Annotated in this window: 4 protein-coding genes; all 4 read left to right on the top strand. The window is 75.6% G+C overall.

Annotated features, from left to right (window positions below; all coding sequences use genetic code 11):
- Nucleotides 1-352 precede the first annotated feature (352 nt).
- Genes AB0472_RS27945 through AB0472_RS27930 form a run of 4 tightly spaced genes read left to right on the top strand, consistent with a single transcriptional unit; the run spans nt 353 to nt 15,246 of the window.
- On the top strand, nt 353-4,327 hold the full coding sequence (locus tag AB0472_RS27945; protein ID WP_366360162.1) for an amino acid adenylation domain-containing protein: 3,975 nt from the start codon (nt 353-355) through the stop codon (nt 4,325-4,327).
- Nucleotides 4,324-13,503: an amino acid adenylation domain-containing protein gene (locus AB0472_RS27940; RefSeq protein WP_366360160.1), complete on the top strand. Its 9,180-nt coding sequence runs from the start codon at nt 4,324-4,326 to the stop codon at nt 13,501-13,503. Before AB0472_RS27945 ends, AB0472_RS27940 begins: the two co-directional genes overlap by 4 nt.
- Before the next feature lie 11 nt (nt 13,504-13,514).
- Nucleotides 13,515-14,591, top strand: coding sequence for a GSCFA domain-containing protein (locus tag AB0472_RS27935; protein ID WP_366360158.1), 1,077 nt, complete (start codon nt 13,515-13,517; stop codon nt 14,589-14,591).
- Nucleotides 14,530-15,246, top strand: a complete 717-nt coding sequence (locus tag AB0472_RS27930) for a hypothetical protein (RefSeq protein WP_366360156.1) — start codon at nt 14,530-14,532, stop codon at nt 15,244-15,246. Before AB0472_RS27935 ends, AB0472_RS27930 begins: the two co-directional genes overlap by 62 nt.
- Nucleotides 15,247-15,301 lie beyond the last annotated feature (55 nt).

Genomic DNA, 15,301 nt, shown 5'->3' with positions numbered 1-15,301 from the left:
ACCCGCGCCGGCGCCCCGCACCGGCACCCCTCGTTCCGGGCCATCGGCCTCGGGGGGAGTCCGCCGGTCCCGGTCAACTCACCCCGAAAAAGTCAAGTGTTGACATGTCCTCAGCGTGTGACTGATGATCACAACCAAGTCACGGAGCCCCTTCAGAACCTCCGCACAGCTGACGCCTCAGCGTGCGCAGCTGCACCACGCGTATCCCCCCGTCGGTTCTCCCCCACTCACCGATACCTACGCATCCTCCCCTCCCTCGCACCCTTACGGCACTTCGCGCAATGCCGTCGTTCGCCGCACCCCTGTTCCGCCCCCCGGTCCCGTCCCCCGACAGGAAGGCCAGGCCTTGCCGGTGCAGAACACTCCCAGCCCCGCCCCCACCATCCGGCCCGCGTCCTTCGCCCAGCAGCGGCTGTGGTTCCTGGCCCAGCTCCCGGGCGGCGGCACCGCCTACAACGAGACGCTCGCCTTCCTCCTCACCGGCCCGCTCGACCGCGGCGTCCTGGCCGCCGCCCTCGACGCCCTGACCGACCGGCACGAGAGCCTGCGGACCCGGCTGGTGGCGGAGGCCGGCGGAGTGTGCCAGCACATCGACCCGCCAGGTGCGGGTGCCCCCCTGGTCGTCGAGGACCTCAGCGCCGCGGCCGATCCCGAGGGCCGCCTCGCGACGTACCAACGGGAGGAGGCGGAGCGGGAGTTCGACCTGGCGGCCGGTCCGCTCTGGCACGCCCGGCTGCTCGCCCTCGGCAGCGCCCGGCACGTGCTGCTACTGACGTTCCATCACAGTGTCTACGACGGTGCGTCGATGAACGTGACGATGAGCGAAATCGGGCTTTTCTACGAGACGCTGGCAAACGGCGTGCCGGACGGGCTGCCGGAGCTGCGGCTCCAGTACGCGGACTACGCGGACGCCCAGCGGGAGTCCGTGCTCGGCGGTGCGCTCGCCCCCCAGGAGGCCTACTGGAAGGACGTGCTGGCCGGCGCCCCGCCCGTGCTCGAACTCCCGCTGCCGGGACCACGGCCCGCCGAGCAGGGCTACGCCGGCGGCCGCGTCGGGTTCGAGCTGGACGCGGATGTCACGGCCGCGCTGCGCCGCCTGGCCCGGGAACACGGGGCAACCCTGTTCGTCGCCGTGCTGACGGGCTGGGCCGTGCTGCTGTCCCGGCTGTCCGGCCAGCAGGACATCGTTGTCGGCAGCCCGGTCGCGGGCCGCCGCGGACCGGGGACCGCCGGGCTCATCGGCTTCCTCGTCAACTCGCTGCCGCTGCGCGTCGACCTGTCCGGTTCCCCGACCGCGGCCGAGGCACTGGCCCGCACCCGGGCGGTGGTCCGCGGCGCGCTGGCCCACCAGGACCTGCCGTTCGAGCGGATCGTCGAGGTGGTGAACCCGCCCCGCAGCGCGGCCCACACCCCGTTGTTCCAGACCATGCTGGCCTGGGTCCCGGACCGGCACGGCCTGCTCCGGCTGCCCGGGATCGAGAGCGAGCCGCTGCCGATCGCCCACGCCCCGGCCAAGTTCGACCTCGCCCTGTCGGCGGCCGAGTCGCGGGGCCGGGTCACCGGGCACCTCGACCACGCGACCGCCCTGGTGGACACGGCCACCGCCGAACGCTGGGCCGGTCATCTCCGGCGGCTGCTCACCGACATGGCCCGGCACCCGGACCGCACCATCGACACCCTGGAGCTGATGGACCCGGACGAGCGCCAGGAACTGATCGGCGCCGGGGACGCCACCGGCGAACCGGACACGGCCCGCGCCCCCGCCGACGCCACCGCGACCGCCCTGCGCACGGCGCCCGGCCTCACCGGGCTCTTCGAGGCCCGGGTCCGCGCGCACCCGACCGCCGTCGCCGTCACCGACCGCGGGCGCGCCCTGGACTACGCGACGCTCGACCGGCGCGCCAACCGGCTCGCGCACGCCCTCGTCGCCCGTGGTGTCCGGCCGGGCGACGTCGTCGGACTGCACGCGCGCCGCACCTGTGACCTGCCGGTCGGCATCCTCGGCATCCTCAAGGCGGGTGCCGCCTATCTGCCGCTCGACCCGGGGCAGCCCGGGGAACGCCTCGCCGCCATGGTCGAGGACGCCGTGTGCCCCGTGGTGCTCAGCGACCACCGCGGTGCGGACCGGCCGCCGCACTGGCTCGACCTCACCACGGTCGAGGCCGAGGGAGCGGCCGACGACGGGCCGCCGGCCGGGATCCCCGAGGCCCCGGACCGGCTGGCGTACGTGATCTTCACGTCCGGGTCCACGGGGCGGCCCAAGGGCGTGGCCGTCGAGCACCGCAGCGTCCTCAACCTCTTCGCGGTCTGGCACGAGCGGATGGGCACCGCCACCGGCGAGGCGGGCTCGGCCTGGTCCAGCATCGGCTTCGACGCCTCGGTCCACGAACTCCTGCTGCCCCTCACCACCGGCGGTGTGCTGCACATCGTCCCCGAGGAACTGCGCGGCGACCCGGAGGAGTTCTTCGCCTGGCTGCGCGCGCACGAGATCGTGCAGGCCTTCCTGCCGCCCGCCTACGTCAAGTGGGCCGACGAGGACCCGGACCGTCGGCTGCCCGGCCTCCGCCTGCGCAGGCTGCTGACCGGGGTCGAGTCGCTGACCGAGGCCGCGCTGCACCGGATGACCGAACGGCTGCCCGGCCTGCGGGTCTGCTTCGGCTACGGCCCCACCGAGGCGACCCTCTACAGCACCGCCCACTACGACCCCCGCCCGCTGGACCGCCCGTGCCCCATCGGCCGTCCGCTCCCGGGCACCCGCTGCTACGTCCTGGACGCCCGGATGCAGCCGGTGCCGCCCGGCGTCGTCGGGGAGATCCACCTCGGCGGGGCCGGCCTGGCCCGCGGCTATCTGGGCCGCCCCGACCTCACCGAGGAGCGTTTCCTGCCGGACCCGTTCGTGCCCGGTGCCCGCGTCTACCGCACCGGCGACCTGGCCCGCTGGGGCGACGACGGGCTGCTCCACTACGCGGGGCGCGCCGACGACCAGGTGAAGCTGCGCGGCTTCCGCATCGAACCGGGCGAGATAGCCGCCGCATTGACGCGGCTGCCCGGAGTCCGCGAGGCCGTCGTCCTCGCCGACCAGGACCCGGCGGGCCGGCCCCGGCTGGTGGCCGCCGTCGGCCGGGGGGCCGCCGCGGCCCGCACCGGCGCCGACTGGCGCTCGGCACTCGCCCGCAGCCTGCCGGACTACATGGTGCCCGCCGTCGTCCTCGACATGGAGACCCTCCCGCTGGGCCGCAGTGGGAAACTCGACCGCGCCGCGCTGCTCCGCCAGGTCCACGAACAGACGTCGGACCAGGTCAACACCGCCAGTCCGCGCGACCACGTCGAGCATGCCCTGTTCCGTATCTGGCAGCGCATCCTGCTGCACCCCTCGATCGGCGTCGGCGACAACTTCTTCGACGTCGGCGGCACGTCGCTGTCCGCCATCAAGATGGCCCACGAGGTCGGCGAGGCCTTCGGCCGCCGGCTGCCGGTCGCCGAGGTCGTGGTGCGCCCGACGATCGAGGCCCTGGCGGCGCTGCTGCGCGAGGACGGCGCGCACCGGGCGCCGGGCAGCCTGATCGAGTTCCGGCGGGGCACCGGCCCCCGGGTGGTGTGCGTGCACCCGGCCGGCGGCACCGCGTTCTGCTACCTGCCGCTCGCTGCCCATCTGCCCGGACACACCGGCCTGTACGGCATCCAGTCCCCCGGGGTGAACCCCGGAGAGGACCTGCTGCCCGGTGTGGAGGCCATGGCCGAGGCGTACCTGCGTCTCCTCGAACCCCTCGACGAGGGGCCGCTCGTCCTGACCGGGCTCTCCTACGGCGGCCTCGTCGCCCACGAGATGGGCCGCCTGCTCGGCGCCGCCGGACGGAGCGACGTGAGCGTGGTCCTCCTCGACACGCAGGCGACCGACGACGCCGCGGCGCGTGCGGCCATCACCGCCGTCGACGCGGCCGAGTTCCGCGACAAGCTCGTGCGGTTCAACGGGATGTACCCCGGTATCGACGACGCCCAGGTGGACCGTTACTTCCGGATCTACAACCACAACCGGCTCACCGCCCGCGCACACGTCCCGGCGCCTTCCCGGGCGCGGCTGGTCCTCGCCGAGGCCGTGCCGGACGGCGCCGACACCGCCTTCCACGCCGAGGTCCGTGAGTTCTGGCGGCGGCGCGCGCAGGGCGAGTTCCGGGTCGAGACGATGGCCTGCGACCACTGGGAGATCCTGGAGGGGGCCGAGACCGCCCGGGTCGGCGCGCTGCTCGCCGCCGAACTCGCCCATCACGAGGGGAAGCCGGCACCCGCCGTGCGTGCCGTCGCCGTACCGGCGGGAGAAGCGCGATGACCGACCGCACCGCACCCTGCGGACCGACCGGGACCGCACTCGCGGCGACCGTGCTCACCCAGGCGCGCCGCACACCCTCCGCGCCGGCCGTCGAGGACGGCGACCGCCTGCTCGACTACGCGGAACTCGACCTGCTCAGCGGCCGGGTCGCCGCGCGGCTGCGGGACCGGGGGGTGGCCGCCGGGCAGTCCGTCGCGGTCTGCCTGCCCCGCTCCTGGCAGCTGGTCTGCGTCATGCTCGGCATCCGCCGGGCGGGCGCCACCGTCGTCCCCCTCGACCGGCTCAGCCCGTCCGACCGGCAGCGGCACATCCTGGCCGACTCCGGCGCCGTGGCGGTCGTCCACGACGGTACGACGGAGCACGCCGACGGGATCGACGCCGCTCTGCTCCTCGGCCCGGCCGCATCCCCGGCCGCATCCCCGGGCGCCACCGCCGAGCCGCCCGCACCCGCCGGGGACGACGGCACGGCCTTCGTCTTCTACACCTCCGGCAGCACCGGCCGCCCCAAGGGCGTCGAGGTCACCGACGCGGGGGTGCTGCGGCTGGCCCGCCCCGGCTGGCTCGACCCGCGGCCCGGCGCCCGCTTCGCCTGCCTGTCCAACCCGGCCTTCGACGCGCTCAGTTTCGAGGTGTGGGCCCCGCTGCTCACCGGCGGCGTCTGCGTCGTGGTGGCCGACTCCGAGGTGCACAGCCCGCACCGGCTCGCGGCCGTACTGCGCGAACGCCGGGTGGACACCGTGTTCATCACGGTCGCGCTCTTCAACACGGTCGTCGACCGGGTCCCCGGCTGCTTCGCCGACGCGGGCCAGGTCCTGGTCGGTGGTGAGCGGCTCGACCCGCGGGTGATCCGCGCCTGGTACGACGCCAACCCGGACGCCGCCACCGTCCTGCACAACGTGTACGGTCCGACGGAGGCCACGACGTTCGCCCTGTACCACCCGATCCCCCGTGACTTCGAGGGCGACTCGATCCCGATCGGCACCGCGCTGCCGGGCACCGGGCTGCTGCTGCGCACCCTGGACGGGCGCACCGCGGAGAACGGCGAGGTGGCCGAACTCCTCTTGTCCGGACCGGCGTTGGCGCGGGGCTATCGCAACCTGCCGGAGCTGACCGAGCGTTGCTTCGTCCGGCTGGCGGACGCGGACGGCACTCCGCGCCGCTGGTACCGGACCGGTGACCTGGTGCGCCGGGACGCCGACGGGCACGTGGTCTACGTCGGACGCGCCGACCGGCAGGTCAAGGTGCGCGGCTTCCGCATCGAACCGGGCGAGGTGGAGCAGGGGATCCTGGCGCTGCCCGCCGTGCGCCGCGCCCACGTCTGCACCCGCCGCGACGCCGCGGACCGCCACGAACTGCTGGCCTTCCTGGTCCTCGGCGACACCCTCGCCTTCACGGACTACGAACGGCACCTCGGCGCCACCCTGCCGCCGTACATGCGCCCCCACCACACCCACCTCGTCTCGGAACTCCCGCTGACCGCCAACGGCAAGGTCGACCAGGCCGCGCTGGTGCGCGACGCCGGCACGCCGTGGCGCGGCACCCGTGCGGAGGCGGTCGCCGTCGGCGCGGAGCAGCGGCCCGTGCTGGAGATCGCCGAGGAGATCCTCGCCGTCGACGGCCTGCGCCCCGACGACCGCTGGATCGCGAGCGGCGGCGACTCGCTGAAGGCGCTGCGGTTCCGCTTCGAGATCCTGGAGCGGTACGGCGTCGACCTCCCCCAGGCTCTCGTGATGCGGGAGGACTTCGCCGCCCTCGCGGACGCCGTGCACACCGCCGACGCCGACTCCCGTCCGCCGGTGCCGGCCGCCCCGGACACCGCGACCGCGCCCGCCACCAGCGAACAGGAACGCCTCTGGCTCCTGCACCGGCGCGATCCCGACGACCGCTCCTACGACGTCCCGCTCGCCTTCCGTGTCCGGGGCACCGTCGACCCGCGGGCGCTGCGCCGCGCACTGCGTTCCCTGGTCGAGCGGCACCCGGCCCTGCGCACCCGGCTGGTGCCCGACCCGGACGGCCTGCTCCAGCGGACCGAGGCACCGTACGACCCCTGGGAGCCGCTGGACCTCCGCGAGGGCGAGCACTGGCAGCAGACCGCCGAGCGCTTCTTCGCCCACCGCTTCGACCTCACCGAGCCGGGCATGCTGCGGGCCGCCTGGGCGGAGCGGGCCGACGGCGGTCTGCTGCTTCTGCACCTGCACCACGCGGCCGTGGACGGCTGGTCGCTCAACCTCCTCTTCCGCGACCTCACCGACGCCTACGCGGGCGAGGCGCAGCGCCCGGCCCCGGCCGCGGGCCCGCTCGACCTCGCCCGCTGGCAGCGCGACTGGCGTGCGGCGCCCGCCTACGAACGCCACCGCGCCCGCCTGCGCGAGCACTACGCCGACGCACCCGAGCCGTCGGCCGCCCTGCCCGCGCCCCGGTCCGGGTCCCCGGTACGGCCGCCGGCCCGGCTGCTGCGCACCTCCCTCGACCCGGTCCGCCGTACGGCGCTGGACCGGCGCGCCGCGGAACTCGGCCTGACCAGGTTCCAGTTGCTGGTGTCGGCGTTCGCCGCGTGCCTGTACGGCGTCACCGGCCAGGCCCGTCCGCTGGTCGCCGCTCCGGTGGCGAACCGGCCGCGCCCCGAGTTCGCCGAGAGCGTCGGCATGTTCGCGAACACCGTCCTGCTCGACCTGGCCGTGCGGCCCGACGACTCGCTGGGCACCCATCTCGCGGCGCACGCCGACACCGTGCGCCGGGTCCTGGAAGGGCAGGAGGTCCTCCTCGCCGACCTGCTCAGCGACCCGGCGTTCCGGGAGCGCTCCCCGCTCTTCGACTACATGTTCGTGCTGGAGAACACGGAGTTCTCCGCCCTGCGCCTGACGGGCTGCGCGGTCGAGCCCCGCTGGCCCGAGCCCGCGGGCGCCAAGTGCGCGCTCACGTTGTCGGTGCTGGAGGACGAGTCGGGCTTCGGCTGCCTGTGGGAGTACCGGGACGACTTCGGCGCCGAACGGGCCGAGGCGGCGGCGCGGTTGTTCCGGCAGGTCCTGGACGCGCTGACCGGCGACGGCGACCTCACCCTGCGCGAACTCCTCACCCCGCACCGCCAGGCGGCGACGGTTCACGGCATCCGCGTCGAAGCGGACTTCGCGACGGTGGCCGAGGGCTTCGCCCGGCAGGTGGCCCGCACTCCGGACGCGCCCGCCGTCACCCTCGGCCAGACCACCCTCACCTACGCCGAACTCGACACCCAGGTCAACGAGTTGGCGTCGCTCCTGAGCGTGCCCGAGGATCCCGCCGCCCCGGCGTCCGTGGCCCTCTGCCTCCAGCCGTCCGTCGAGCACGTGGTCGCCCTCCTCGCGGCGGCCCGCCGCAACCTGACCGTCGTCCCCCTCGACCCCGCCTACCCGCCGGCCCTGCTGCGCCTTGTGCTGGAGCACGCGGACCCGCTGTGCGTGCTGACCGGCGCCCAGGACCTCGACGTGCTGGCCACGGTCGCCCCACCGGACCTGCCACGGCACGTCGTCACCCTCACCGGCACGCCCACCGCGCCGCCCGTGCCGCACCGGCACCGCGGGCTCCGGCCGCTCTACACCCTGTTCACGTCGGGCTCCACCGGCACCCCCAAGGGCGTCCGGGTCCCCGACCGGACGCTGTGCGACCTGATCACCTGGCAGCGGGTGGCCGGCGGACTCGAACGGCCCGCCGTCACCCAGCAGTTCTCCATGCTCTCCTTCGACGTCTCCTTCCAGGAGATCCTGACCACGCTCTGCTCCGGCGGCGAACTGCGCCTGGTGAGACCGGCATGGCGGCAGGACATGCCCACCCTGCTGAAGCAGTTGGAGGCGGGTGGGGCGGAGCGGATCTTCCTGCCGTACGTGGCGCTGCAGCTGCTCGCCGAGCACGGCGTGCGCGCGGGGATGTTCCCGTCCCGGCTGCGTGAAGTCGTCACCGCGGGAGAGCAGTTGGTCTGCACGGACGCGATCCGGCGCTGGTTCGCGGGGCTGCCGGGCGGCGTCCGCCTGTTCAACCACTACGGCCCGACCGAGACCCATGTGGTCAGCGCCCTGTGCCTGGAGGGCGACCCCCACGGCTGGCCGGCGCGTCCCGCGATCGGGCGCCCGGTGGCGGGGGCCGTGCTGCGGGTGGTGGACGAGGGCGGCCTGCCCGTGCCCGCGGGAGTCACGGGCGACCTCCTCATCGGCGGGCCCATGGCGAACCGGTGCTACCTGGGCGACCCCGCCGCGCACCGGGACCGGTTCGCCGACGACCCCGAACTGGGCGTCCTCTATCGCACCGGGGACCGCGCCCGCTTCGACGGGCACGGCCTGCTGCACTACGCGGGGCGCGACGACGGGCAGGTCAAACTGGGCGGTCACCGCCTGGAGCTGGGCCAGGTGGAGGCCGCGCTGCTCGGGTGCCCGGGGGTGGTCAACGCGATCGCGGGAGTGCTGGACGGCCGGCTGGTCGCCGTCCTGCAGTGCCGGGGCGAGGATCCCGACCCGGCGGACCTCACCCGGCGGCTTGCGCGACAGCTGCCCGCCTACGTCCGGGTGGCCGCCTACCGCAGGGTGCCGGACCTGCCACGCACACCCAGCGGCAAGCTGGACCGCCGGGCGGCGCTCGGCGCGCCGGGCCGCGAACTGCGGCCGGGCGGCCGGGCCGACCTCGGGCAGCCGGCGGGCGGCCGCGCGGACGCCGGCCTGTCGCCGCTCGTGGAGCGGCTGGCCGGGCTGTTCCGGGCGGCCACCGGGCGGGCCGTGGACATGGACGAGCGGTTCTTCGACGCCGGTGCCACCAGCCTGGACCTGATGCGCTTCCAGCTCAGGTGCGCGGGCGAGGGCGATCTCCCGTTCTCCGTACCTGACCTGTTCGAGCACGTCACCCTGCGCGCGCTGGCCCGGCTGGTGACGGACGCCGGAGCCGGTGCCGGCCAGGACGCTCCGGCCCGGCGGCCGGCGCCGTCCGGCGACGCTCGGCGGGCCGACGAACCGGTCGCGGTCGTCGGCATGGCCGTCCGGCTGCCGGGCGCGCCCGACCTGGCCGCGTTCTGGGACCTGGTCGTCGCCGGCCGGCGCGGCATCGAGCACTTCGCCGCCGGGGACGGCCGGGTCGGCGCCCGCTCGCAGATGGCGGGACTGCTGGCGTTCGACCCCGGCCGGTTCACGATCAGCCCGCACGAGGCGCGGCTGATGGACCCGCAGCAGCGCCACCTCCTGATGAACTGCGCCGAAGCCCTCGCGCACGCCGGCATCGGCGACCCGGCGCGGCTGCGGACGGGTCTGGTCGCCTCCTGCGGCGAGAACACCTACTTCCAGCGCATGCTCCGCGACGGCGACCCGGACCTGCTGCCCGACTCCTTCCGGCTCGCCCTGCACCACGAGAAGGACTTCCTCGCCACCAAGGCCGCCTACCATCTCGGGCTGACCGGACCGGCGTTCACGCTCCAGTCCGCCTGCTCCAGCTCGCTCGCGGGCGTCCACGTCGCCGCCGGGATGCTGCGGCAGGGCGACGCCGACGTGATGCTCGTCGGCGGGGTCCTCGTCGACACGGAGCTGACCGACGGCTACACCTACCGGCCGCAGCACATCTTCTCCCCCGACGGGCACTGCCGGCCCTTCAGCGCCGACGCCGAGGGCACCGTGGGGGCGAGCGGGAGCGCCGTGGTCGTCCTCAAGCCGCTGGCCGCCGCCCGCCGGGACGGCGACACCGTGTACGCGGTCGTCACCGGCTCCGGGCTGAACAACGACGGCTCCGGCAAGCTCGGTTACAGCGCCCCGTCGCTGCCCGGCCAGCGGGACGCGATCCGCGCGGCGCTGGCCCGCGGCGGCCGGCGTGGCGACGAGGTCGGGTATGTCGAGGCGCACGGCACCGGCACCCGGCTCGGCGATCCGGTCGAGGCGGCCGCGCTGCGGCAGGCGTACGGGCTGACGGACGACGCGCGGGTGGCGCTGTCGTCCGTGAAGAGCCAGATCGGGCACCTGGGCGCGGCGGCGGGCGTCGTCGGGCTGGTGCGGGCGGTGCTCGCCGTCCACCACGGGATCGTCCCGCCGACGGCGGACTTCGACCGGCTCAACCCGGAGATCGCCGACGGCCCGTTCCGGATCCCGGTCGCCGCCGAGCCCTGGCCCGCCGGTCCGCGCAGGGTGGCGGGGGTGAGCAGCTTCGGCATCGGGGGCACCAACGCCCACGTGCTGCTGGAGGACCCGGAGCCGGTGCCCGCTTCCGGCCCCACCGTGCCGCTGCCGTGCCTGGTGCTGTCCGGCGCCTCGGAGGCCGCGGTCCGCGCGGACGCGCTCCGGGTCGCCGGCTACCTCACGGCCCGTCCCGACGCCTACCACCAGGTGGTGCGGCACCTGCAGGGCGGCCGCCCCGCCCTCGCCCACCGGGCGGCGGCCGTCTGCGCCGACGCCGCCTCGGCCGTCGCCTGGCTGCGCACCCCCTTCGCCGTCACCGCGCCCCGGGCGCAGGACGGGCCGGCGGTCGAGCACCTCGACCCGCACACGCTCGCCGTGGCATGGGCGGCCGGCCGCACCGTGGCCTGGCCGGCCGGCCCGGCGCCCGCGCCCTGGGACTTCCCGCCGCCCGCCTTCGACACCGCCGAGTACGACGTCGCGCGCGCCCCCGAGGCGCGGACCGGTATCGCCCGGCTGCCTGCCGCCGACTGGCTGCACCAGCCCCTGTGGACCCGCGCGCGGCGCGCCCGCACCGACGCCCCGGTGTCCCGCCGTACCGCCGTGGTGGTGACCGGGCCCGGCCAGGACGGCGAGGACTGGCGGTTCCTCGAACGCCACTACGCGCGCGTGGTGAACGTGCGCGCCGGACAGGGCCTGACCCGGCTCGGTGACGACCGCTACGAGGCCGATGTCGCCGACGCCGGGCAGCTGGCGACCCTGCTCGACCGCCTGACCGGCGCGGGCGGGCCGGCCGTCGACTGGCTGCACGCGCTTCCGCTCGCCCTGGACGGCGGTGCGGCCGTGTCCGTCCTGGAGGCGGCCGAGTGGGCCTGCCTGGACACGGTCACCGCCCTCGCGCTGGCCCTCGCCGCCCGGCCGGAGCCGGAGCGGCCCCGGGCCTGGCTGCTGTCCCAGCGGGCGCAACCGGTCACCGGGACCGTGCACACCCCCGAGGCCGCGCTGCTCGCCGCGGCCCTCGAGGTCCCCCGCCAGGAGCTGGGCGTCACCCTGCGCTGGACCGACCTGCCCGGCCGGCGTCCGGCCGACTGGGCCGCCCACCTGCCCGACCTGCTCCTCGACGACGCCGCCACCAGCACCGGCACGGACCGGGCGACGGCCCTGCGGGACGGCTTCTGGTGGCACCGCACCACCGTGCCGGTACCCGCCGGCGAGGCGCCCCGGCGCGCCGCCCCGCCGGGCACCCATCTGGTCCTCGGCGGCACGGGCGGCATCGGCACCACCCTGGCCACGGCGCTCCTGCGGCATCCGGGCAACCGTGTCGTCCTGGTGGCCCGAGGCACCGAAGTGCCCGCCGGGCTGCGGCCGTTCGGCGACCGCGTCACCCTGGTCACGGCCGATCTGGCGGCGGAGGACCCGGCAGCCGTCGCGGACCGGCTGACCCCGCTGCTCGACGGTCTGGCCGGCATCGTGCACGCGGCCGGTGCCGCCGGGGGCGGCCTCCTGGCCCGGCGCGAGCCGGCCGCCGCCCGTGCCGTGACGGCGGCCAAGCTGCGCGGCGCCCTGCTCATCGAGCTGCTCGTCGCCGAACACGCCCCCGACCACGTCCTGTACTGCTCCTCGATGGCGGCCCGGTTCGGCGGCGTCGGCCAGTTCGACTACGCGGCCGCCAACGCCTGCCTCGACGCCTTCGCCCACCGCGGCGCGCCCGGCGGTGACGCCACCGTACGCACGAGCGTCGGCTGGGACGCGTGGCGGGACGTCGGCATGGCACAGCGGCACGCCGACCGGGCGGACGCCCGGCACCGGGACCACCTGGGCGTGGCGCTCACCCCCGAGGAGGGCACGGCCGTCTTCGAGCGGGCGCTCCGCCTCCAGCTGCCGTGTCTCCTGGTCGGCACCACGGACCTGACGGCCGCACGGGCCTTCTACGAACCGGCCGCACGGGACCTCCGCGAACCGGCCGCCCCCGCCGCGTCCGCGGCTCCCGTGCGGGGAGACGTGGACGCCGAGATCACCGGGGTCCTCCTGGACCTGCTCGGCGTGGCCACCGTCGACCCGCAGGCCGCCCTGTACGACCTGGGTGCCGACTCGCTGACCCTGCTGGAGCTCCTCGACGAGATCAAGCGCCGGCACGGCACCGACATCGAACTGTCCCGGCTCAGCCACCGGGTGAGCCTCGCGGAGATCCTCGGCCACCTCGGCGGCGGGGTCCGCCCGCACGGCACGGTGGACGTCGAGGTGTGGCAGCGCGGCCCGGGGCCGGACGTGCTGTGCCTGGTGCATCCGGTGGGCGGGGACGTCCAGGCCTACCGGCCGCTGGTCTCCGCCCTGCCCGCCCACCTCACCGTCTGCCTGATCGCCGACCCCGGTCTGCGCGCCTCGGAACCGCCGGAGGGCCACTCCATCGACGAGCGCGCCGCGCGGTACCTGGCCGCCGTGCGCCGGGAGTTCCCGGAGCCCGGGCACCGGCTGACGCTCGCCGGCTGGTCGTTCGGGGCGTGGACCGCGCTGTCGATGGCCGCGCTCGCCGAGGCCCAGGACCGGCCCGTGACCGCCCTCCACCTCCTCGACCCGCCGCCGCCCGGAGCCGGGCAGCGCCTCGCCGGCTACGACGAGGGGCGGATACAGGCTGTCTTCGCCCGCGAGTTGAGCGCGAACGGCGGGGGGCGGCCGGCGGAACGGGCCCACGGCGGCGCCGGTCCCGGTCCGGACACCCCCGGCGCCCCGCTCACGGAGCCCGGCCGCGTCTACGCCGAGCGGCTCGCGCGCTGCTGCCGGGCCAACCTGGCGGCCATGGCCGGGCACCGGCTGCCGCGGCTGCGCCGGACGCACACCGCGGTCTGGCTGGCGGCCCGGCCCGTGGACGAGTCCGTGCTCGCGCCCGAACCGACCGCCCCCGGCGCGTGGGACGCGCATCTGCCGTCCCCGTACCGGCTGCACCACGTCGACGCCGACCACTACCAGATCGTCGCCGAGCCGCACGTCCGGGAGATCGCCGCCGCCCTCGCCGGGACCGGGTCCCCGTCCGGCACCCGGCCACAGCCCGCCGGACGGATCTGAGGAGACCACCCGTGCAGCATCCGTACACCAGCCTGCCCGCGCGGTCGTTCTGGCGCACCGCGGTCGCCGAGCGCGCCCCGGCGGACATCGACGGCCTGTGGACGCCGAAGTTCGCGATCGGCCAGGACGATCCCGTCGTCACCGCCGGCTCGTGCTTCGCCGCGCACATCGGCCGGGCCCTCCTCGCGGAGGGCATGCACTGGTACGACGCCGAACTCCCGCCCCCGGGGCTGACGGCCGCCGAGCAGGCGGCGCGCGGCTACCGCCGCTTCTCCTTCCGCACCGGAAACATCTACACGGCGGCCGCGCTGCGCCAGTGGGTCGCCTGGGCGCTGGCGGAGGAGAAGCCGCCCGAGGAGGTGTGGGAGGAGGACGGGACCTTCCACGACCCGTACCGGCCCGCCGTGGAACCGGACGGCCACCGCTCGCCGGACGACGTGCTGCGCGCCCGCGCGGTCACGCTGGACGCCATCCGCACCGCCCTCACCGGAGCCGACGTCCTGGTGTTCACCCTCGGCCTGACCGAGGCCTGGCACGACGTCCGTACCGGCACCGTCCTGCCGGTGTGCCCGGGCACCGTGCGCGGCGGGTACGACCCCGCCCGGCACGTCCTGCACAACCACACCGCGGACCGGGTCCACCGGGACCTCACCGACGTGCTCGCGATGGCACACGGCGTCAACCCCCGGCTGCGCACGGTCCTCACGGTCTCCCCGGTACCGCTGACGGCGACCGCCACCGGCCGGCACGCGCTGGTCGCCACCACCCACTCCAAGTCGGTGCTGCGCGCGGCGGCCGGCCAGCTCGCCGACGCGTCGGACGACGTCGACTACTTCCCGTCGTACGAGATCGTCACGGGCTTCCCGTACCGGGCGGCGTTCTACGGACCGAACCTGCGCACGGTCACGCCCGACGGCGTGGCATTCGTGATGCGGCACTTCTTCCGCTCCCTGCGGACCGGGGCGGATCCGGAGCCGCCGGTGCCCGCGCAGACCACCCCCGTCGTCGGCGGAGAGGACCACTGGTGTGACGACGCCGTACTCGACTACTACGCCCCCGGCTCCCGCCCGGTTCCTCCTGCTCGGTGACTCCCACGCCGGCTGCGTCGGACGGGCCGCACGGCAGGCGCAACTGCCCTTCGTGGGCGGCCCGGTCGGCTCGGGGCGGGACTTCCTCGGGCCCTTCCTCGGCACCGACAGCGGTGACGGCGGTGACGGTGACCTGGTCTTCCGGGACGCGGCGGTCCGGCGGCTGGTCGGGGAGTTCCTGGAGCAGCTCGGCGTGTCCGGGTTCGCGGGGCTCGGGGTGCCGCTCGTGTGCACGTTCGGGCTGAGCGCCCACACGGTGGCCACCCGGCAGAACTGGGACGTCCACCGCGACCGGCACGGCGCCGTGCCCGAACGGTTCCTGCACAGTGGCCTGTTCGCCGACCTGGTCCGGGCAGGTGTCCGCGGCGCGCTCGCCTTCTACGGCCGCACGGCCGCCCTCGGACTGCGGGTGCTGGCCCCCATGCCGCCGCAGCGGGTCCCCGGCATGTCCGACCCGGCCGTCTTCTTCGCCGCCCAGGACATCATCGGCGCCGAACTCATACGACACGGTGTGGAGTTGATCGACCTGCGGGCCCGTGTCACCGACGGCACGGGACACCAGCGGCCGGTCTTCTGCCAGCCCGACGACACGATCCACGGCAACCTCGCCTTCGGCCGCCTGGTGGTCGCCGAACTCCTCGACGCCGGGCTCTGACCCGGCACCCTCACCGACGCATCCGTCCAGCCCGTCCAGCCCGTCCAGCCCGTCC

Source organism: Streptomyces sp. NPDC086777 (assembly GCF_040702065.1).
In the GTDB taxonomy this organism is placed as follows: domain Bacteria; phylum Actinomycetota; class Actinomycetes; order Streptomycetales; family Streptomycetaceae; genus Streptomyces.
The sequence above is the reverse complement of the archived record's forward strand: the minus strand, read 5'-3'. Positions and strand labels throughout refer to the sequence as shown.

Coding starts and splice junctions, on each gene's coding strand:
- AB0472_RS27940 (WP_366360160.1), top strand. CDS start 4,324: ATGACCGACCGCACCGCACCCTGCGGACCGACCGGGACCGCACTCGCG.